We start from the raw sequence: 19,938 nt of genomic DNA on the forward strand, positions 1-19,938 counted from the left end.
TAACCTGCGCGGCGGAGAGTCGATCGGACAGTCGCTGCCCTCTATGAAAATTAGGGGGGGGAGGAAAGTCCGGGCTCCATAGGGCGAAGTGCCAGGTAATGCCTGGGAGGCGTGAGCCTACGGAAAGTGCCACAGAAAATAACCGCCTAAGCGCTTCGGCGCCGGTAAGGGTGAAAAGGTGCGGTAAGAGCGCACCGCACGTCTGGCAACAGTTCGTGGCTAGGTAAACCCCACTTGGAGCAAGACCAAATAGGGTCCCAAGGCGTGGCCCGCGCTGGGACCGGGTAGGTTGCTAAAGATGTCCAGTGATGGCCATCGTAGACGAATGACTGTTCAAGACAGAACCCGGCTTACAGATCGACTCTCCACCTTTTTCCCCTCCCTGTTTGCAGCATTGGACAGGGCGCAGGCAGTAACGCTTTTCCTCCTTCCAGAAACCTCAGCAGAAGCGCTTTTGTAATACCGAAAAAATCTTACTCTTAACAAATTACTTTAACTTTCGAGCGCAGCTTTCAGTGCTGCATCAAGTTATGGGTCGAAACTCCGCGCCAGATTCTCGTTGCTCCTCCTTTTATGCTCCTAAATCTCCGTTCTGTAAGGGTTTTCCTTTAATCCGCGCCTTGACGGTGTGGTGGGCGCATTCCTATAGTGTGCGCAAGTGGCGGAAAGTGGCATGAAGTGGGTTTTTTGAGCTCAAAACGATAAAAATTGGAGAAACGCAGACGTGTTTCGCGGAGCTAACGCTATCAGTCTCGATGCAAAGGGCCGTCTCGCTATGCCGAGCCGGTATCGCGACGAGCTCGTTTCGCGCAGTTCCGGCCAATTGATCGTGACCATCGATGCCGTTGATCCCTGTTTGTGTGTCTACCCCCTCGATGAGTGGGAAATTATTGAAACCAAATTGCGCGCACTGCCTTCGCTTCGTGAAGAGAACCGTCGCTTGCAGCGTTTATTGATCGGCAACGCCGTCGACCTCGAGCTCGATGGCAGTGGCCGTTTTCTGGTTCCACCGCGTCTGCGCGAATACGCCAAGCTCGATAAGCGCGCGATGCTGGTGGGCCAGCTGAACAAGTTCCAATTGTGGGACGAGGATGCATGGGACGCGGTATCTGCCGCTGACCTTGCTGCTATTCAACAACCGGGCGCTATGCCTGATGAACTGCGTGATTTGATCCTGTGACTATTGATAGCGGCTTTAACCACATCACCGTACTGCTTGACGAAGCCGTGGAGGCTCTCGCCGTACGCCCTGATGGCTGCTATCTGGACGGTACGTTCGGACGCGGCGGACACAGCCGTTTGATCCTCAGCCAGCTGGGTCCCGATGGCCGGTTGCTGGGATTCGACAAAGATCCTCAAGCGATTGCCACCGGGCAAACGCTGGCGGCCGAAGACGGCCGCTTTGTCGTTGTGCAGCGTAGCTTTGCCGAGCTGGGTTCGGTCGTCGCCGAACAAGGTCTGGCCGGCAAGGTCAGCGGCATTCTGCTCGACCTCGGCGTGTCTTCGCCGCAGCTCGACGATGCTGAGCGCGGCTTCAGTTTCCTCAACGACGGCCCGCTGGACATGCGCATGGATCCGTCCCGTGGCATCAGCGCTGCCGAATTCGTCAACACCGCGCCGGCTGAGGAAATCGCCCGGGTGTTCAAGGAATACGGTGAAGAGCGTTTCTCCGGGCGCATGGCCCGTGCCGTCGCCGAGCGTCGCGATATCACGCCTTTCGAGCGTACCGCCGATCTGGCTGAAGTGCTCAAGGTCGCCAACCCTGCATGGGAAAAGGGCAAGAACCCGGCCACCCGTGCATTCCAGGGTTTGCGCATTCACGTCAACAACGAACTGGGCGATCTGGAAACCGGCCTCGAAGCCGCACTGGAAGCGCTGGAAGTTGGCGGTCGTCTGGTTGTGATCAGCTTCCACTCGCTGGAAGACCGCATCGTCAAACTGTTCATGCGCAAGCTGGTGAAAGGCGAAGCCGACAACCTGCCGCGCAACCTGCCCGTTCGCCACGTGGCGTTCGAACCGAAAATCAAAGTCCATGGCAAAGCGCAGACGGCCTCCGACGCCGAACTCAAAGCCAACCCACGTTCCCGTAGCGCCGTCATGCGCGTCGCGGAGAAGCTGCGGTGAGCAAGCTTTTCGCCAAGCCACTGCCTGGCGGCAGCTTTTTGATGCTGCTGCTGTTCATCGGCGTGCTCGTATCGGCCATCGCCGTGTCGTACAGCGCGCACTGGAACCGTCAGTTGCTCAACACCCTTTATAACGAACTCAGCGTGCGCGACAAGGCGCAGGCCGAGTGGGGTCGCTTGATTCTTGAGCAAAGCACCTGGACCGCGCACAGCCGGATCGAAGTGCTGGCCACCGAACAACTGAAAATGCACATTCCGGGCGCGGCTGACGTGAAGATGGTGGCGCCATGATGAAACTCGAAGGCGCATTGTTCCCGTGGCGCTTCCGCCTGATGGTGGCGCTGCTCGGCGTGATGGTCGCGGCGATCTGCTGGCGCATCATCGACCTGCAAGTGGTTGACCGTGACTTCCTCAAAGGTCAGGGCGATGCGCGCAGTCTTCGTCATATCCCGATTCCGGCTCACCGTGGTCTGATCACCGACCGTAACGGCGAGCCTTTGGCCGTCAGTACCCCGGTGACCACGCTGTGGGCCAACGCCAAGGAAATGCAGACCGCCAAGGAAAAGTGGCCCGCACTCGCCGCCGCCCTGGGTCAGGATCCGAAAGCCCTGACCGAGCGCCTTGAAGCGCAAGCCAACAAAGAATTCATTTACCTGGTGCGCGGGCTGACGCCTGAGCAGGGCCAGGCTGTACTCGACCTGAAAGTGCCGGGCGTTTACGGCATCGAAGAATTCCGCCGGTTCTATCCGGCCGGTGAAGTCACCGCGCACATGGTTGGTTTTACCGACATCGACGATCACGGTCGCGAAGGCGTCGAACTCGCCTACGACGAGTGGCTGGCCGGGGTGCCGGGCAAACGACAGGTCATCAAGGATCGGCGCGGACGGCTGATCAAGGATGTCCAGGTCACCAAAAACGCCAAGGCCGGCAAGCCCTTGGCGTTGTCGATTGACCTGCGTCTGCAATATCTGGCCAACCGCGAGCTGCGCAACGCAATCATCGAAAACGGTGCCAAGGCCGGCAGCCTGGTGATCATGGACGTCAAGACCGGCGAGATTCTCGCCATGGTCAACCAGCCGACCTACAACCCGAACAACCGTCGCAACCTGCAACCGGCGATGATGCGTAACCGCGCGATGATCGACGTGTTCGAACCGGGTTCGACCATGAAAGCCATCTCGATGAGCGCCGCTATCGAGTCCGGCCGCTGGAAACCGAGCGACACCGTCGAGGTGTATCCGGGCACGCTGCAGATCGGTAAATACACGATCAAGGACGTTTCCAAGAGCGAAGGTCCGGTACTCGATCTGACCGGCATTCTGATCAATTCCAGTAACGTCGGCATGAGTAAGGTTGCCTTCGATATTGGTGGCGAAACCATTTACCGTCTCGCGCAGAAAGTCGGCCTCGGCCAGGACACCGGCCTCGGCTTCCCGGGCGAGCGTGTCGGCAACCTGCCGAACTACCGCGAATGGCGCAAGGCTGAAACCGCAACACTGTCCTACGGCTACGGTATTTCCGTGACCGCGATTCAGCTTGTTCATGCCTTCTCGGCGCTGGCCAACAATGGTCGTCTCGCGCCGTTGACCCTGATCAAAACCGACAAGCCGCCGCAAACCACGCAAGTGCTGCCGGAAGCTGTCGCGAAAACCATGCAAGGCATGCTGACGCAAGTGATCGAAGCCCCGCGTGGCGTATTCCGTGCGCAGGTGCCGGCGTATCACGTGGCCGGCAAGTCGGGTACTGCACGTAAAACGTCGGTGGGCACCAAGGGCTACGCCGAAAACTCCTATCGCTCGCTGTTCGCCGGTTTCGGCCCGATGAGCGATCCGCGTTACGCCATTGTTGTGGTGATCGATGAACCGTCCAAGGCCGGTTATTTCGGTGGTCTGGTGTCCGCACCGGTGTTCAGCCGTGTGATGTCCGGCACCCTGCGTCTGATGAACGTGACCCCGGACAACCTGCCGACCACTCAGCAGGCCAACGCCACCCCAGTCATTCCGCTGAAAGCCAATGGAGGGCGCGGCTGATGTCATTAAGTCTGAACAAGATATTCCCCCACGCCGGCCACGATCTGTTGATCCGTGAATTGGCGCTGGACAGCCGCAACGTGCGCGCAGGCGATTTGTTCCTCGCCGTGCCCGGTGGCAAATTTGATGGCCGTGCGCACATTGCCGATGCATTGCAGCGCGGCGCCGCCGCCGTGGCCTATGAGGTTGAAGGCGCCACCGTGCTGCCGATCACTGACGTGCCGCTGATTCCGGTCAAGGGCCTGGCAGCGCAGCTGTCGGACATCGCCGGGCGATTTTATGGTGACCCGAGCCGCCACCTGAACCTGATCGGCGTCACTGGCACCAACGGCAAGACCAGCGTTACCCAACTGGTCGCGCAAGCCCTGGACCTGCTCGGTCAGCACTGCGGCATTGTTGGCACCCTGGGCAGCGGTTTCTACGGCGGCTTGGAGAGCGGCCTGCACACCACGCCGAATCCGATTGCCGTACAGGCGACGCTGGGCGACCTGAAAAAGGCCGGCGCCAAAGCCGTGGCCATGGAAGTTTCGTCCCACGGTCTGGATCAGGGCCGCGTCACCGCGCTGGCATTCGACGTGGCGGTGATGACCAACCTGTCCCGCGATCATCTGGATTATCACGGCACCATGGAAGCGTACGCTGAGGCCAAGGCCAAGCTGTTCGCCTGGAATGACCTGAAGTGCCGCGTGGTCAACCTCGACGACGATTTCGGCCGGCAACTGGCCGCTGAAAAACGTGAATCGCGTTTGATCACCTACAGCCTGCTCGACAGCAGCGCGTACCTGTTCTGCCGCGAAGCGCAGTTCGACGACCACGGCGTGCGCGCCACGCTGGTGACGCCGCAGGGCGAACATCATCTGCGCAGCACCTTGCTCGGTCGCTTCAACCTTAGCAACGTCCTGGCGGCGGTCGGCGCCTTGCTCGGTCTGGATTACGCGCTCGACGAAATTCTCAAAGTACTGCCGAAACTCGAAGGCCCGGCCGGTCGCATGCAGCGTCTGGGCGGTGGCACGCAGCCGTTGGTGGTGGTCGATTACGCCCACACCCCGGACGCGCTGGAAAAAGTCCTGACCGCGTTGCGTCCTCATGTCAAAGGCCAACTGCTCTGCCTGTTTGGCTGCGGCGGTGACCGTGATCGCGGCAAGCGTCCGTTGATGGCTGAAGTGGTTGAGCGTCTGGCTGATCAAGTGCTGGTCACCGACGACAACCCGCGCACTGAAGACCCTGCGGTGATTTTCGATGACATCCGCGCCGGTTTCACGGCTGTGGATAAAGTCACCTTTGTCGCCGGCCGTGGTCAGGCGATCGCGCAACTGATTGCCGGTGCCTCGGCCGATGACGTAATCGTCCTGGCCGGTAAAGGTCACGAGGACTATCAGGAGATCAATGGCGAGCGCCACGCTTTCTCCGACCTGGTCGAGGCCGATCACGCGCTGACCGCGTGGGAGGTGGCCCATGCTTAAGGCCCTCAAACTCAGCGAACTGACCAATGCGCTCGATGCACGCTTGATCGCTGCTGATGCCAGCTTCGACGGCGTCAGCATCGACAGCCGTGCGATCCAGCCTGGCCAACTGTTTATTGCCCTGACCGGTCCGCGCTTTGACGGTCACGATTATCTGAACGACGTCGCCGCCAAAGGCGCCGTTGCCGCACTGGTCGAGCGTGAAGTCGCCGACAGTACGTTGCCGCAATTGCTGGTCAAGGACACCCGTCAGGCTCTCGGCCAGTTGGGGGCGCTGAACCGTGCTGCATTCACTCAGCCAGTCGCCGCGATCACCGGCTCCAGCGGCAAGACCACCGTCAAGGAAATGCTCGCGAGCATCTTGCGCACGCGCGGTCCGGTGCTGGCGACTCGCGGCAATTTGAACAATGACCTCGGCGCGCCACTGACTCTGCTCGAACTGGCCCCGGAACACACGGCGGCCGTCATCGAACTGGGTGCCTCGCGCCTCGGTGAAATCGCCTACACCGTCGGGCTGACCAAGCCGCATGTGGCAATCTTGAACAATGCCGGCACCGCTCACGTCGGTGAGTTCGGCGGCCCGGAAAAAATCGTTGAAGCCAAGGGTGAAATCATCGACGGGCTGGCGGCTGATGGCGTCGCCGTGCTCAATCTCGATGACAAGGCCTTCAGCATCTGGAAGACCCGCGCGGGCGCTCGCCAGGTGCTGACTTTCGCCCTGAGCAACACTCAGGCGAATTTCCATGCCAGCGATCTGACCACCGACGCCCGTGGCTGCCCGGCCTTCAATCTGCATACACCTGAAGGTGTCGAGCGCGTTCAACTGAACCTGCTCGGCACCCACAACGTCGCTAACGCCTTGGCCGCCGCCGCTGCTGCGCACGCTTTGGGCGTGTCGCTGTTCGGCATCGCCACCGGGCTTGGCGCCGTGCAACCGGTCAAGGGTCGCACCGTCGCGCAACTGGCGAAAAACGGTATGCGCGTGATCGATGACACTTACAACGCAAACCCCACCTCGATGTGCGCGGCCGTTGATATACTTGCCGGCTTTTCCGGCCGCACCGTTCTGGTGCTCGGGGATATCGGCGAGCTGGGCGATTGGGCGGAGCAGGGGCACCGCGACGTGGGCGAATACGCCCGGGGCAAGGTTTCCGCGCTTTATGCCGTTGGGCCAAACATGGTTCACGCCGTAAACGCTTTCGGTGAACAGGCGCATCACTTCGGCACGCAAGCCGAACTGATTCAGGCCCTCGACGCCGAGCAGGACACAAACACCACCATTTTGATCAAGGGTTCGCGCAGTGCAGCGATGGAAAACATCGTTGCGGCTCTGTGCGGGTCCAGTTTGGAGAAACATTAATGCTGCTGCTGCTAGCGGAGTATCTGCAACAGTTCTACAAAGGCTTCGCGGTCTTCCAGTACCTGACCCTGCGCGGGATTCTCGGTGTGCTGACTGCGCTGGTTTTGTCGCTGTGCTATGGCCCGTGGATGATCCGCACTTTGCAGAACCGTCAGATCGGTCAATCCGTTCGTAACGATGGTCCGCAATCGCACTTGTCGAAATCTGGTACGCCGACCATGGGCGGCGCGCTGATCCTGTCTTCGATCGGCGTTAGCACCTTGCTCTGGGCTGACCTGAGCAACCGCTACGTCTGGACCGTGCTGCTGGTGACCCTGCTGTTTGGCGCCATTGGCTGGGTCGACGATTACCGCAAAGTCATCGAGAAAAACTCGCGTGGTCTGCCGAGTCGCTGGAAGTATTTCTGGCAGTCGGTGTTCGGCCTCGGCGCAGCGATCTTCCTTTATATGACCGCCACTACCCCGGTGGAAACCACGCTGATTCTGCCGATGCTCAAGGACTACAGCATTCCGCTGGGCCTGGGCTTTATCGTGCTGACCTACTTTGTGATCGTCGGTTCGAGCAACGCGGTCAACCTGACTGACGGCCTCGACGGTCTGGCGATCATGCCAACCGTGATGGTCGGCGGTGGTCTGGGCATCTTCTGCTATCTGTCGGGTAACGTGAAATTTGCCGAATACCTGCTGATTCCTTACGTGCCGGGCGCGGGTGAGCTGATCGTGTTCTGCGGTGCGCTGATCGGTGCCGGTCTGGGCTTCCTCTGGTTCAACACCTATCCGGCGCAAGTGTTCATGGGCGACGTCGGTGCACTGGCACTCGGCGCGGCACTGGGCACCATCGCGGTGATCGTCCGTCAGGAAATCGTCCTGTTCATCATGGGCGGCGTGTTCGTGATGGAAACCCTGTCAGTCGTCATTCAGGTTGCTTCCTTTAAGCTGACCGGTCGCCGTGTGTTCCGCATGGCACCGATACACCACCACTTTGAACTCAAGGGCTGGCCCGAGCCGCGTGTGATCGTCCGTTTCTGGATCATCACCGTGATTCTCGTGCTGATCGGCCTTGCCACCCTGAAGCTGAGGTAGAACGAGTGTCTCTGATCGCTTCTGACCACTTCCGCATCGTTGTCGGCCTCGGCAAGAGCGGCATGTCCCTGGTTCGCTTCCTGGCGAACCGGGGCACGTCGTTTGCTGTGGCTGATACGCGGGAAAATCCACCGGAACTGGCCGCGCTCAAGCGTGACTATCCGCACGTGGAAGTGCGTTGTGGCGAGCTGGACGTCGAATTCCTGTGCCGTGCCGACGAGCTCTACGTGAGCCCCGGTCTGGCGCTGGCGACCCCGGCCCTGCAAGCCGCTGCGGCCCGTGGCGTGAAACTGTCCGGCGACATCGAGCTGTTCGCGCGTAACGCGCAGGCGCCGATCGTGGCTATCAGCGGCTCCAACGCGAAAAGCACCGTCACCACTTTGGTCGGCGAGATGGCGGCTGCGGCCGGCAAGCGTGTCGCCGTCGGCGGCAACCTCGGCACTCCGGCGCTCGACCTGCTCAGCGATGACGTCGAGCTGTACGTGATGGAGCTGTCGAGTTTCCAACTGGAAACCACCGACCAGCTCAACGCCGAAGTGGCCACCGTGCTCAACATCAGCGAAGACCACATGGATCGCTACAGCGGCCTGCCGGCGTACCACTTGGCCAAGCACCGGATCTTCCGTGGTGCCAGGCAGTTCGTGGTCAATCGCCAGGATGCCCTGAGCCGTCCGCTGATGGGCGAGGGCCAGCCGTGCTGGACCTTCGGCCTGACCAAACCGGATTTCAAGGCATTCGGTATCCGTGAAGAGGACGGCGAGAAATATCTCGCGTTCGAATTCCAGAACCTGATGCCGGTGCGTGAGCTGAAGATTCGCGGCGCGCATAACCAGTCCAACGCCCTCGCGGCGCTGGCGCTTGGTCATGCGGTCGGCCTGCCGTTCGACGCCATGCTTTCGGCGCTGCGCACATTTGCCGGTCTGGAGCATCGCTGCCAGTGGGTCCGCGACCTGGATGGCGTGGGCTACTACAACGACTCCAAAGCCACTAACGTAGGTGCCGCACTGGCAGCCATCGAAGGCCTGGGCGCCGATATCGACGGTAAGGTCGTGCTGATCGCCGGTGGCGACGGCAAAGGGGCCGAATTCACCGACTTGCGCGATCCGGTGGCGGCCAACTGCCGTGCCGTGATCCTGATGGGCCGTGACTCCGACAAAATCGGTGCAGCCATTGGCGACCGTGTGCCGCTGATCCGCGTCGGGTCTTTGGTCGAGGCGGTGGAACAATGCCGCGCCGCCGCCCATCCAGGTGACGTGGTGCTGCTGTCGCCGGCCTGCGCCAGTTTCGACATGTTCAAGAATTACGAAGACCGTGGTCACCAGTTCGTCCGCGCTGTGGAGGATCTGGCATGAGCCTGCTTAATATCATCAAGCCGTACCCGTCGCCGATCATTACCGGGCGCGGCATCGATCTCGACTTCCCGATGCTTGCCGGGTGCCTGGCATTGCTGGGCCTGGGCCTGGTGATGATTGCCTCGGCGTCGACCGAAGTCGCTGCCGTCCAGTCGGGCAGCGCCCTCTATTACATGATCCGCCACCTTATTTATGTGGTGCTGGGATTGGGCGCCTGCATCGTCACCATGATGATTCCGATCGCCACCTGGCAGCGCCTCGGCTGGCTGATGCTGATTGGTGCGTTCGGCTTGTTGGTGATGGTGATCATCCCCGGCATCGGCCGCGAAGTGAACGGTTCGATGCGCTGGATCGGGTTCAGCTTCTTCAACGTGCAGCCGTCCGAAATCGCCAAGGTATTCGTGGTGATCTACCTCGCCGGTTATCTGGTGCGTCGCCAGAAGGAAGTGCGCGAGAGCTGGATGGGCTTTTTCAAACCGTTCATCGTGCTGCTGCCGATGGCCGGCCTGTTGCTGATGGAGCCGGACTTCGGTGCCACCGTGGTCATGATGGGCGCTGCTGCCGCGATGCTGTTCCTTGGCGGGGTCGGGTTGTTCCGTTTCTCGCTGATGGTGGTGTTGGCGGTCGGGGCGGTGGTCTTGCTGATTCAGATGCAGCCGTACCGGATGGCGCGTCTGACCAACTTCGCCGACCCGTGGGCCGACCAGTTCGGCGCCGGTTATCAGCTGTCGCAAGCGCTGATCGCGTTCGGTCGCGGCGAGTGGCTGGGCGTAGGCCTGGGCAACAGCGTGCAGAAGCAGTTCTACCTGCCGGAAGCGCACACCGACTTCGTGTTCTCGGTTCTGGCTGAGGAACTCGGCGCGGTCGGTTCGTTGTGCACCGTGGCGCTGTTCGTGTTCGTGTGTATTCGCGGCATGTACATCGGCTTGTGGGCCGAGAAAGCCAAACAGTTCTTCGCCGCTTATGTGGCCTACGGTCTGTCGTTCCTGTGGATTGGTCAGTTCCTGATCAACATCGGTGTGAACGTCGGCCTCTTGCCAACCAAGGGTCTGACCTTGCCGTTCCTCAGTTATGGCGGCAGTTCGTTGGTGATTTGCTGTGCCTGTCTCGGCTTGCTACTGAGGATCGAGTGGGAGAGTCGAACCCACCTGGGCAGTGAAGAGATGGAATTCCATGAGAGCGACTTCGCCGAGGAGCCGAATCATGGGCGGTAACGTATTGATCATGGCCGGCGGCACCGGCGGCCACGTATTCCCGGCGCTGGCCTGTGCCCGCGAGTTTCAGGCGCGCGGTTACACCGTGCACTGGCTCGGCACGCCACGTGGGATCGAGAACGAACTGGTACCGATGGCCGGTATCGAGCTGCACCGCATCAATGCCAGTGGTCTACGTGGCAAGGGCAAGTTGTCGCTGCTCAAGGCTCCGATCATGTTGCTCAAGTCGGTCTGGCAGGCGCGGGCGATCATTCGCCAACTGCAGCCGGTCTGCGTGGTCGGCTTTGGTGGCTATGTGACCGGTCCTGGTGGTGTTGCTGCCAAACTGGCCGGTGTGCCAGTGATCGTTCACGAGCAGAACGCGGTGGCCGGTACCGCCAATCGGTTGCTGGTGCCGTTGGCCGCCCGGGTGTGTGAAGCCTTCCCCGACACCTTTACCCTGTCGGACAGCCGCCGCACCACCGGCAACCCGGTGCGTAGCGAGCTGTTCCTCGACACATCGCGACCTGCTCTGGCCGGTCGCAAAGCGCGTTTGCTGATCCTCGGCGGAAGCCTGGGCGCAGAACCGTTGAACAAATTGCTGCCTGAAGCCCTGGCCCAAGTCGCTGCCGATTTGCGCCCGGAAGTGTTTCATCAGGCCGGCAAAAACCACGATGAAGTGACTGCAGAGCGCTACCGCGCCGCCGGCGTCGAGGCGCAGGTGCAGCCTTTCATCAAAGACATGGCCCAAGCCTATGGCTGGGCCGACCTGGTGGTGTGCCGCGCAGGCGCGTTGACCATCAGTGAGCTGGCTGCCGCCGGTCTGCCCTCGATGCTGGTGCCTTTGCCCCATGCGATCGACGATCACCAGACCCGCAACGCCGATTATTTGGCCCGTGAAGGCGCTGCCTTCCTGATGCCGCAAAGAACGACTGGTGCCGCGGACCTTGCCGCGCGCCTGACAGAGGTCTTGATGCAACCGCAACGACTCAATGACATGGCCACCGCAGCCCGCCGCCTGGCCAAACCAGATGCTACCCGTAACGTTGTCGATACCTGCCTGGAGGTGGCCCATGGTTGAGAATCAGAAAGCCATGCCTCATCCGGAGATGCGCCGCATCCGTCGCATCCACTTCGTCGGTATCGGCGGCGTGGGCATGTGCGGTATCGCCGAAGTGTTGTTGAACCTGGGCTATGAAGTCTCCGGTTCCGACCTGAAAGCTTCGCCGGTCACCGAGCGTCTGGAATCGTTCGGCGCGCACATCTTCATCGGCCACCGTGCCGAGAATGCCGCGACCGCCGACGTACTGGTGGTGTCGAGCGCTGTGAACACCTCCAACCCGGAAGTCGCGACCGCCCTTGAGCGCCGCATTCCGGTGGTGCCGCGTGCAGAAATGCTCGCCGAGCTGATGCGCTATCGCCACGGCATCGCCGTTGCCGGTACCCACGGCAAAACCACTACTACCAGCCTGATCGCTTCGGTATTCGCCGCCGGTGGTCTCGATCCGACGTTCGTCATCGGTGGTCGACTGAATGCTGCGGGTACCAATGCACAACTGGGTACCAGCCGTTACCTGATCGCCGAAGCCGATGAAAGCGATGCGAGCTTCCTGCACCTGCAACCGCTGGTCGCCGTGGTCACCAACATCGATGCCGACCACATGGCGACCTACGACGGTGACTTCAACAAACTGAAGAAAACCTTCGTCGAGTTCCTGCACAACCTGCCGTTCTACGGTTTGGCCGTGATGTGCCTGGATGACCCGGTCGTGCGCGAAATCCTGCCGCTGGTGAAACGTCCGACCGTGACCTACGGCTTCAGCGAAGATGCCGACGTGCGTGCAATCAATGTGCGTCAGCAAGGCATGCAGACCTTCTTCACCGTGCTGCGTCCTGACCGCGAGCCGCTGGATGTTTCCGTGAACATGCCGGGCAATCACAACGTGCTCAACTCGCTGGCGACCATCTGCATTGCGTCCGACGAGGGCGTCAGCGATGAAGCCATCGTTCAGGGCCTGTCGGGTTTCCAGGGCGTCGGTCGACGCTTTCAGGTCTACGGCGAACTGCCGGTAGACGGCGGCAACGTGATGCTGGTGGATGACTACGGCCACCACCCGACCGAAGTCGCCGCCGTGATCAAGGCCGTGCGCGGTGGCTGGCCGGAGCGCCGTCTGGTGATGGTCTACCAGCCGCACCGCTACAGCCGCACCCGCGACCTGTATGACGATTTCGTCAATGTACTGGCCGACGCCAACGTGCTGCTGCTGATGGAAGTCTATCCGGCCGGTGAGGAACCGATCCCGGGCGCTGACAGTCGCAAGCTGTGCAACAGCATCCGCCAGCGCGGTCAGCTCGACCCGATCTACATCGAACGTGGCGTTGATCTGGCGCCGCTGGTCAAGCCGCTGCTGCGTGCTGGCGACATTCTGTTGTGCCAAGGCGCCGGTGATATCGGCGGTCTCGCGCCGAAGCTGTTGAAAAGTGAATTGTTCGCTGGCGCCGTGGCGGCGTCGGTCGAGGGGAAGTTGAAATGACTGCTGCCTACGCCAAGCTGTTTTCCACTATCGCGCCGAAAGACTTCGGCCGCGTTGCCGTGCTCTTTGGCGGTCTGAGTGCCGAGCGTGAGGTTTCGCTGAAATCCGGTAATGCTGTGCTCGACGCGCTGCAAAGCGCTGGCGTGGACGCGTTCGGCATCGACGTTGGCGCCGATATTCTGCAGCGTCTGCTGAGTGAAAAAATCGACCGCGCGTTCATCATTCTTCACGGCCGTGGCGGTGAAGACGGCAGCATGCAGGGCCTGCTCGAAGTCGCCGGGATTCCCTACACCGGCAGCGGCATCCTCGCGTCCGCACTGGCGATGGACAAATTGCGCACCAAGCAGGTCTGGCACAGCCTCGGGATTCCGACGCCGCGTCACGCCGTGCTGTGCAGCGAAGCCGATTGTATTTCCGCGGCGACGGAACTGGGCTTCCCTTTGATCGTCAAACCGGCGCATGAAGGTTCAAGTATCGGGATGGCCAAAGTGAGTTCTGCGTCCGAGTTGATCGACGCATGGAAAGCGGCCAGTACCTACGATTCGCAAGTCTTGGTTGAGCAATGGATCCAAGGTCCGGAGTTCACCATCGCCACCCTGCGTGACCAGGTGTTGCCTCCTATCGCCCTGGGTACACCGCACACGTTCTACGACTACGACGCCAAGTACATCGCCAACGATACCCAGTACCGCATTCCGTGCGGGCTGGATGCCGCCAAGGAACAGGAACTCATGGATCTCACGGCCAAGGCCAGTGAGGCGCTGGGGATTGCCGGTTGGGGCAGGGCGGACGTGATGCAGGACGCCGACGGGCAGTTCTGGTTCCTGGAAGTGAACACCGCACCGGGCATGACAGATCACAGTCTGGTGCCGATGGCGGCACGTGCTGCCGGTCTGGATTTCCAGCAGTTGGTGCTGGCCATTCTGGCCGCCAGTGTTGAAGGCGCAGTAACCCAAGAGGCGCGAGGTTAAGACCATGCAAGGCGCTCAGCTCAGACATCAGCCACCCGCACCCGGCCGCAAGCCGGTGCCGCGGGGTGCCAGCCGAATGGTGGCCAAAGAGCCGATGTCCGCGCGCCTGCCGAAAGCCAATTTCAGCTTTCTGAAAAGCCTGTTCTGGCCGGTGCTGTTGGTGGTACTGGGCTTTGGTACGTACGAAGGCGCAACGCGTTTGCTGCCGTACGCCGACCGACCGATCACCAAGATCGCCGTGCAGGGCGACCTGAGTTACATCAGCCAGCAAGCGGTGCAGCAGCGGATCGCCCCGTACGTGGCGTCGAGCTTCTTCACCATCGATCTGGCGGGCATGCGTACCGAGCTTGAGCAGATGCCCTGGATCGCCCACGCCGAAGTACGCCGTGTGTGGCCGGATCAAGTGGTGATCCGCCTCGAAGAGCAACTGCCGGTGGCCCGTTGGGGCGACGAGTCGTTGCTGAACAACCAGGGCCAGGCGTTCACGCCCAAGGAGCTGGCGAACTACGAACACCTGCCACAGCTGTTCGGCCCACAACGGGCCCAGCAGCAAGTGATGCAGCAGTATCAGGTGCTGAGCCAGATGCTGCGGCCGCTGGGCTTCTCGATTGCGCGCCTGGAATTGCGTGAACGCGGTAGCTGGTTCCTGACCACCGGTGCCGGCAGTTCCGGCCCCGGCATCGAGTTGCTGCTGGGACGCGGCAACCTGGTGGAAAAGATGCGCCGTTTCATCGCCATCTATGACAAGACGCTTAAAGACCAGATTACGAACATTGCGCGCATCGATCTGCGCTACGCCAACGGCCTCGCTGTTGGCTGGCGGGAACCTGTAGCGCCGACGACAGACAAACCCGCTGTCGCAAAGAATTAAGAAGAGGCAGGACCCATGGCAAACGTGCAAAGCGGCAAAATGATCGTCGGTCTCGATATCGGCACCTCCAAGGTGGTGGCGCTGGTCGGCGAGGTCTCCGACGACGGCTCGCTGGAAATCGTCGGGATCGGTACGCATCCGTCCCGTGGCCTGAAGAAGGGCGTGGTGGTCAATATCGAATCCACCGTGCAATCGATCCAGCGCGCGATCGAAGAAGCCCAACTGATGGCGGGCTGCCGCATTCACTCGGCGTTCGTCGGCGTGGCGGGCAATCACATCCGCAGCCTGAACTCCCACGGCATCGTCGCGATCCGTGATCGCGAAGTCAGCTCGGCTGACCTGGAGCGCGTTCTTGACGCCGCCCAGGCTGTGGCGATCCCGGCTGACCAGCGCGTGCTGCACACCCTGCCGCAGGATTACGTGATCGATAACCAGGAAGGTGTGCGCGAGCCTCTGGGCATGTCCGGCGTCCGCCTGGAAGCCAAGGTTCACGTGGTCACCTGCGCCGTCAACGCCGCACAGAACATTGAAAAATGCGTGCGTCGCTGCGGTCTGGAAATCGACGACATCATTCTCGAACAACTGGCGTCTGCGTACTCGGTACTGACCGACGACGAAAAAGAGCTGGGCGTGTGCCTGGTCGACATCGGCGGTGGCACCACCGACATCGCGATCTTCACCGAAGGTGCGATTCGTCACACCGCCGTGATCCCGATTGCCGGTGATCAGGTGACCAACGACATCGCGATGGCGTTGCGCACTCCGACCCAGTACGCCGAAGAAATCAAGATCCGTTACGCCTGCGCCCTGGCCAAACTGGCCGGTGCCGGTGAAACCATCAAGGTGCCAAGCGTTGGCGACCGTCCACCGCGCGAACTGTCGCGTCAGGCCCTGGCCGAAGTGGTCGAGCCGCGTTACGACGAACTGTTCACGCTGATTCAGGCCGAGCTGCGTCGCAGCGGCTACGAAGACCTGATCCCGGCCGGCATCGTCCTCACCGGCGGTACGTCGAAGATGGAAGGCGCCACTGAACTGGCCGAAGAAATCTTCCACATGCCGGTTCGTCTGGGCGTGCCGCACGGCGTCAAAGGCCTGGATGACGTGGTGCGTAACCCGATTTATTCCACTGGCGTTGGCTTGTTGATGTACGGCCTGCAAAAGCAGTCCGACGGGATCTCGTTCTCGGGCATCAGCAGCCGCGACAGCTACAGCAATGAAGAAGCCAAACCCGCCTTGCTCGATCGCATCAAGAGCTGGGTACAAGGCAACTTCTAAAGAATTACGCAGCACCGCACGACCGCAACAAACGCAGTAGGCGAAAAAACTAGAGAATGTAAGGAGAGGGAAAATGTTCGAACTCGTAGACAACATCCCCGCAAGCCCGGTAATCAAAGTTATCGGTGTCGGCGGTGGCGGCGGCAACGCTGTCAACCACATGGTCAAAAGCAACATTGAAGGCGTTGAATTCATCTGCGCCAACACTGATGCTCAAGCGCTGAAAAACATCGGCGCGCGAACCATTCTGCAACTGGGTACCGGTGTGACCAAAGGTCTGGGTGCCGGCGCCAACCCTGAAGTAGGTCGTCAGGCCGCTCTCGAAGACCGTGAGCGCATTGCCGAAGTCCTGCAGGGCACCAACATGGTGTTCATCACCACTGGCATGGGCGGCGGTACCGGTACCGGTGCTGCGCCGATCATTGCCGAAGTGGCCAAGGAAATGGGGATCCTCACCGTTGCGGTGGTGACCCGTCCGTTCCCTTTCGAAGGCCGCAAGCGTATGCAGATCGCCGACGAAGGCATTCGCATGCTGTCCGAAAGCGTCGACTCGTTGATCACCATTCCTAACGAGAAGCTGCTGACCATCCTCGGCAAGGACGCGAGCCTGTTGTCGGCTTTCGCCAAGGCTGACGATGTATTGGCCGGTGCCGTTCGCGGTATCTCCGACATCATCAAGCGTCCGGGCATGATCAACGTCGACTTCGCCGACGTACGTACCGTGATGAGCGAAATGGGCATGGCGATGATGGGCACTGGCTGCGCCAGCGGTCCGAACCGTGCACGTGAAGCCACCGAAGCGGCGATCCGTAACCCGCTGCTGGAAGACGTGAACCTGCAAGGCGCACGCGGCATCCTGGTGAACATCACCGCCGGTCCTGACCTGTCTCTGGGTGAGTACTCCGACGTGGGTAGCATCATCGAAGCCTTCGCTTCCGAGCACGCGATGGTCAAGGTCGGTACTGTTATCGATCCGGACATGCGCGACGAGCTGCACGTAACCGTAGTAGCCACCGGTCTGGGCGCGAAAATCGAGAAGCCTGTGAAGGTCATCGACAACACCGTTCACACTTCCATGGCTGCCTCCCAGGTACAACAACCGGCTGCGGCTCGTCAGGAAGCGCCAGCGGTCAACTACCGTGATCTGGACCGTCCGACCGTCATGCGCAACCAGGCTCAGGCCGGTGCAGCGACTGCCGCGAAGATGAATCCGCAAGATGACCTGGACTACCTGGACATCCCGGCCTTCCTGCGTCGTCAGGCCGATTGATGGAATGTATCAGGGCTATGAAGGTGATTGGTGTTCAGCAAAGGCTCGGTCTGCTATTATCGCCAGCCTTTGTTGATACCAGTTCGCAATTTGCGCTGAAGCGGCCCAAGCCATGATTAAACAACGCACACTGAAAAATATTATCCGTGCCACAGGTGTAGGCCTGCACTCCGGGGAGAAGGTATACCTGACCCTCAAGCCCGCGCCTGTCGACACTGGCATTGTGTTTTGTCGCGCTGACCTCGACCCTGTGGTGCAGATCCCTGCCCGCGCGGAAAACGTCGGTGAAACCACTATGTCGACGACGCTGATTAACGGCGACGTCAAAGTGGACACGGTAGAGCACTTGCTCTCGGCCATGGCTGGCCTGGGCATCGATAACGCCTACGTCGAGCTCTCCGCGTCCGAAGTCCCGATCATGGATGGCAGCGCTGGACCCTTCGTATTCCTGATTCAATCGGCTGGCCTGGAAGAACAGGACGCCGCCAAGAAATTCATCCGCATCCTGCGTGAAGTGACAGTGGAAGACGGCGACAAGCGCGCCACTTTCGTCCCTTTCGAAGGGTTCAAGGTGAGCTTCGAGATCGATTTCGATCACCCGGTATTCCGGGACCGCACCCAAAGTGCAAGCGTGGATTTTTCCAGCACTTCGTTCGTAAAAGAAGTCAGCCGCGCCCGCACCTTTGGTTTCATGAGTGATATCGAGTACCTGCGCAAGCACAACCTCGCACTCGGCGGCAGCGTTGAAAACGCAATCGTGGTCGATGCCGATGGCGTACTGAACGAAGACGGCCTTCGCTATGAAGACGAATTCGTGAAGCACAAGATCCTCGATGCCATTGGCGATCTGTACCTGCTGGGTAACAGCCTGATTGGTGAGTTCAAAGGCTTCAAGTCCGGTCACGCACTGAACAACCAGCTGCTGCGCAAATTGATTGAGCAGACAGATGCCTGGGAAGTGGTGACGTTCGAAGACGCCAGTACCGCACCGATCTCTTACATGCGCCCTGTTGCGGCGGTGTAAGTAAAAAACCTCTCTAGTTTTTTGAAGGCCATCCTCGGATGGCCTTTTTTTATGCAAGATCGCAGCTACAGATGGAATGCGTATCCCTGCAGGAGCTGCCACAGGTTCGGGCCGCGTTCGGACGATCTTTTGATCTTAATGTGCGGCAACCACCCGATTGCGCCCCTGCTCCTTGGCCTGATACAGCGCCTTGTCCGCTGCAAACAGCAGTTGCTCCAGGGTCACATCCGTCTGGGTAGTCCAGGTGCTGATACCGATACTGACGGTCATGGGTAGCTCGTCTCCCTCCGTCTTCGGCAACTGTTCCACCGCCATCCGGATCTTTTCGGCAATCTGCCGGGCACCCGTGCTGTCAGTTTCCGCCAGGATCACCGAAAACTCCTCGCCACCGTAGCGCGCCACCAGGTCCGCGGGACGCCGTACATTGGCCGCGATTACCTTGGCGATCGTGCGCAAGGCCTCGTCACCGCCTTGATGCCCATGACGGTCATTGAAGGCCTTGAAGTGATCGGCGTCGATCATCAGCACCGACAGCGGCTGGCCTGAGCGTTGTGCGCGAAACCATTCGTGGCGCAGGGTCAGGTCAAGGATCCGGCGGTTGGCGACCCCGGTCAGGGAATCGGTGGCGGCCAGTTGCGCCAGTTCCTGCTCGGCGTGATGGCGCAAACGCAGTTCCCGACACAGCAACCCGCTAAGCCACAGCAAGCCAATGCATAGCACGCCCGTTGCCCCGCTGATCACCAGCGCCGTGCGCCTCCAGGCCGCAAACACGTCGTTGCCGGACAGCGCGACGATCACCGTCAGCGGCAGATTACCAACCCGGGAAAAGGTATAGAGGCGTTGCCGGCCATCGATACTCGAAACGCTCTCGAAGCTGCCACTGCCCTCGCGCAGGATGCGTACGACATTGGGGCGGGTGGCGAAGCTCTTACCGATCGAGTCATGCTCCAGGTAGGGCTTCTGCGCCAGGAGAATGCCTGCGTCGTCGATGATGTTCAGCGTGCTGTCGCTGCCGATGTACAGGCTGTTGAACAGCTGGTCGAAGTAGGTCAGGCGCATCGATGCCACGGCCACCCCCAGGAACTCCCCGTTCGACGAGGCAATGCGACGGCTGAAGCTGATTCGCCATTCATTGCTGTCCTCGCAATCGCAGCGGGGCTTGAACGGGCGACTGATGTACATGCCGCTGCCGGTGTTGGTGACGTGGGCCTGAAAGTAGTCGCGGTCGGCAAAATTCCCTGGCCGGGGCTCGATCAGGGATGAGTCGGCGAGGACCTCGCCGTGCTTGTCGAGTAGCAGGATATCGCCCTTGAATCGGGCCGTGGTGGAGCGGTCGAACAGCACCAGGTGGCGGATCTGCGGTGAGACCTGGCGCAGGTCGTCCCGTTGC

At 60.7% G+C, this 19,938-nt stretch carries 17 protein-coding genes and 1 other RNA gene; 17 read left to right on the top strand and 1 reads right to left on the bottom strand.

Features of this window, described 5'->3' with window-relative positions:
• Positions 1 to 15 precede the first annotated feature (15 nt).
• From rnpB to lpxC, 17 genes are all read left to right on the top strand, one after another.
• Positions 16 to 369: RNase P RNA component class A (gene rnpB, locus JFT80_RS00785), an RNA gene on the top strand.
• A gap of 355 nt (positions 370 to 724) precedes the next feature.
• Positions 725 to 1,180 carry a division/cell wall cluster transcriptional repressor MraZ gene (gene mraZ / locus JFT80_RS00790; RefSeq protein ID WP_008147486.1) on the top strand — a complete coding sequence of 152 codons (456 nt, stop codon included), beginning with the start codon at positions 725 to 727 and terminating at the stop codon, positions 1,178 to 1,180.
• Positions 1,177 to 2,124 (top strand): 16S rRNA (cytosine(1402)-N(4))-methyltransferase RsmH, encoded by a 948-nt coding sequence (rsmH, locus tag JFT80_RS00795; RefSeq protein ID WP_374091303.1) that lies wholly within the window; start codon positions 1,177 to 1,179, stop codon positions 2,122 to 2,124. The genes mraZ and rsmH overlap by 4 nt, the downstream gene beginning before the upstream one ends.
• On the top strand, positions 2,121 to 2,414 hold the full coding sequence (gene ftsL / locus JFT80_RS00800) for a cell division protein FtsL (protein WP_007917008.1): 294 nt from the start codon (positions 2,121 to 2,123) through the stop codon (positions 2,412 to 2,414). Before rsmH ends, ftsL begins: the two co-directional genes overlap by 4 nt.
• A complete protein-coding gene (locus JFT80_RS00805; protein WP_201146602.1) occupies positions 2,414 to 4,153 on the top strand; it encodes a penicillin-binding protein 2 in 1,740 nt (579 codons plus the stop codon). Before ftsL ends, JFT80_RS00805 begins: the two co-directional genes overlap by 1 nt.
• Positions 4,153 to 5,616 carry a UDP-N-acetylmuramoyl-L-alanyl-D-glutamate--2,6-diaminopimelate ligase gene (locus JFT80_RS00810; protein ID WP_201146590.1) on the top strand — a complete coding sequence of 488 codons (1,464 nt, stop codon included), beginning with the start codon at positions 4,153 to 4,155 and terminating at the stop codon, positions 5,614 to 5,616. The genes JFT80_RS00805 and JFT80_RS00810 overlap by 1 nt, the downstream gene beginning before the upstream one ends.
• On the top strand, positions 5,609 to 6,976 hold the full coding sequence (gene murF / locus JFT80_RS00815) for a UDP-N-acetylmuramoyl-tripeptide--D-alanyl-D-alanine ligase (protein ID WP_201146591.1): 1,368 nt from the start codon (positions 5,609 to 5,611) through the stop codon (positions 6,974 to 6,976). The genes JFT80_RS00810 and murF overlap by 8 nt, the downstream gene beginning before the upstream one ends.
• A complete protein-coding gene (gene mraY / locus JFT80_RS00820) occupies positions 6,976 to 8,058 on the top strand; it encodes a phospho-N-acetylmuramoyl-pentapeptide-transferase (protein ID WP_201146592.1) in 1,083 nt (360 codons plus the stop codon). Before murF ends, mraY begins: the two co-directional genes overlap by 1 nt.
• 5 nt (positions 8,059 to 8,063) lie before the next feature.
• Complete coding sequence (gene murD, locus JFT80_RS00825; RefSeq protein ID WP_201146593.1) at positions 8,064 to 9,410, top strand: UDP-N-acetylmuramoyl-L-alanine--D-glutamate ligase; 1,347 nt, start codon at positions 8,064 to 8,066, stop codon at positions 9,408 to 9,410.
• The gene (ftsW, locus tag JFT80_RS00830) at positions 9,407 to 10,624 is read left to right on the top strand and encodes a putative lipid II flippase FtsW (protein WP_374091304.1); all 1,218 of its coding nucleotides are present in this window, start codon (positions 9,407 to 9,409) and stop codon (positions 10,622 to 10,624) included. Before murD ends, ftsW begins: the two co-directional genes overlap by 4 nt.
• Complete coding sequence (murG, locus tag JFT80_RS00835; protein ID WP_201146594.1) at positions 10,614 to 11,684, top strand: undecaprenyldiphospho-muramoylpentapeptide beta-N-acetylglucosaminyltransferase; 1,071 nt, start codon at positions 10,614 to 10,616, stop codon at positions 11,682 to 11,684. Before ftsW ends, murG begins: the two co-directional genes overlap by 11 nt.
• A complete protein-coding gene (gene murC, locus JFT80_RS00840; protein WP_201146595.1) occupies positions 11,677 to 13,137 on the top strand; it encodes a UDP-N-acetylmuramate--L-alanine ligase in 1,461 nt (486 codons plus the stop codon). Before murG ends, murC begins: the two co-directional genes overlap by 8 nt.
• A complete protein-coding gene (locus tag JFT80_RS00845; RefSeq protein ID WP_201146596.1) occupies positions 13,134 to 14,108 on the top strand; it encodes a D-alanine--D-alanine ligase in 975 nt (324 codons plus the stop codon). The genes murC and JFT80_RS00845 overlap by 4 nt, the downstream gene beginning before the upstream one ends.
• Before the next feature lie 4 nt (positions 14,109 to 14,112).
• On the top strand, positions 14,113 to 14,979 hold the full coding sequence (locus JFT80_RS00850; protein ID WP_201146597.1) for a cell division protein FtsQ/DivIB: 867 nt from the start codon (positions 14,113 to 14,115) through the stop codon (positions 14,977 to 14,979).
• A gap of 15 nt (positions 14,980 to 14,994) precedes the next feature.
• Complete coding sequence (gene ftsA, locus JFT80_RS00855; RefSeq protein WP_201146598.1) at positions 14,995 to 16,254, top strand: cell division protein FtsA; 1,260 nt, start codon at positions 14,995 to 14,997, stop codon at positions 16,252 to 16,254.
• A gap of 73 nt (positions 16,255 to 16,327) precedes the next feature.
• A complete protein-coding gene (gene ftsZ, locus JFT80_RS00860) occupies positions 16,328 to 17,524 on the top strand; it encodes a cell division protein FtsZ (RefSeq protein ID WP_201146599.1) in 1,197 nt (398 codons plus the stop codon).
• A 112-nt stretch (positions 17,525 to 17,636) separates the two neighbouring features.
• Positions 17,637 to 18,548, top strand: coding sequence for a UDP-3-O-acyl-N-acetylglucosamine deacetylase (gene lpxC, locus JFT80_RS00865; protein ID WP_007916984.1), 912 nt, complete (start codon positions 17,637 to 17,639; stop codon positions 18,546 to 18,548).
• A gap of 135 nt (positions 18,549 to 18,683) precedes the next feature.
• Here lpxC and JFT80_RS00870 read toward each other — a convergent pair.
• The coding region (locus JFT80_RS00870) for a sensor domain-containing diguanylate cyclase (protein ID WP_201146600.1) at positions 18,684 to 19,938 on the bottom strand (1,255 nt) is incomplete at its 5' end.

It is taken from the genome of Pseudomonas sp. TH10, assembly GCF_016651255.1.
Classification (GTDB): Bacteria; Pseudomonadota; Gammaproteobacteria; order Pseudomonadales; family Pseudomonadaceae; genus Aquipseudomonas.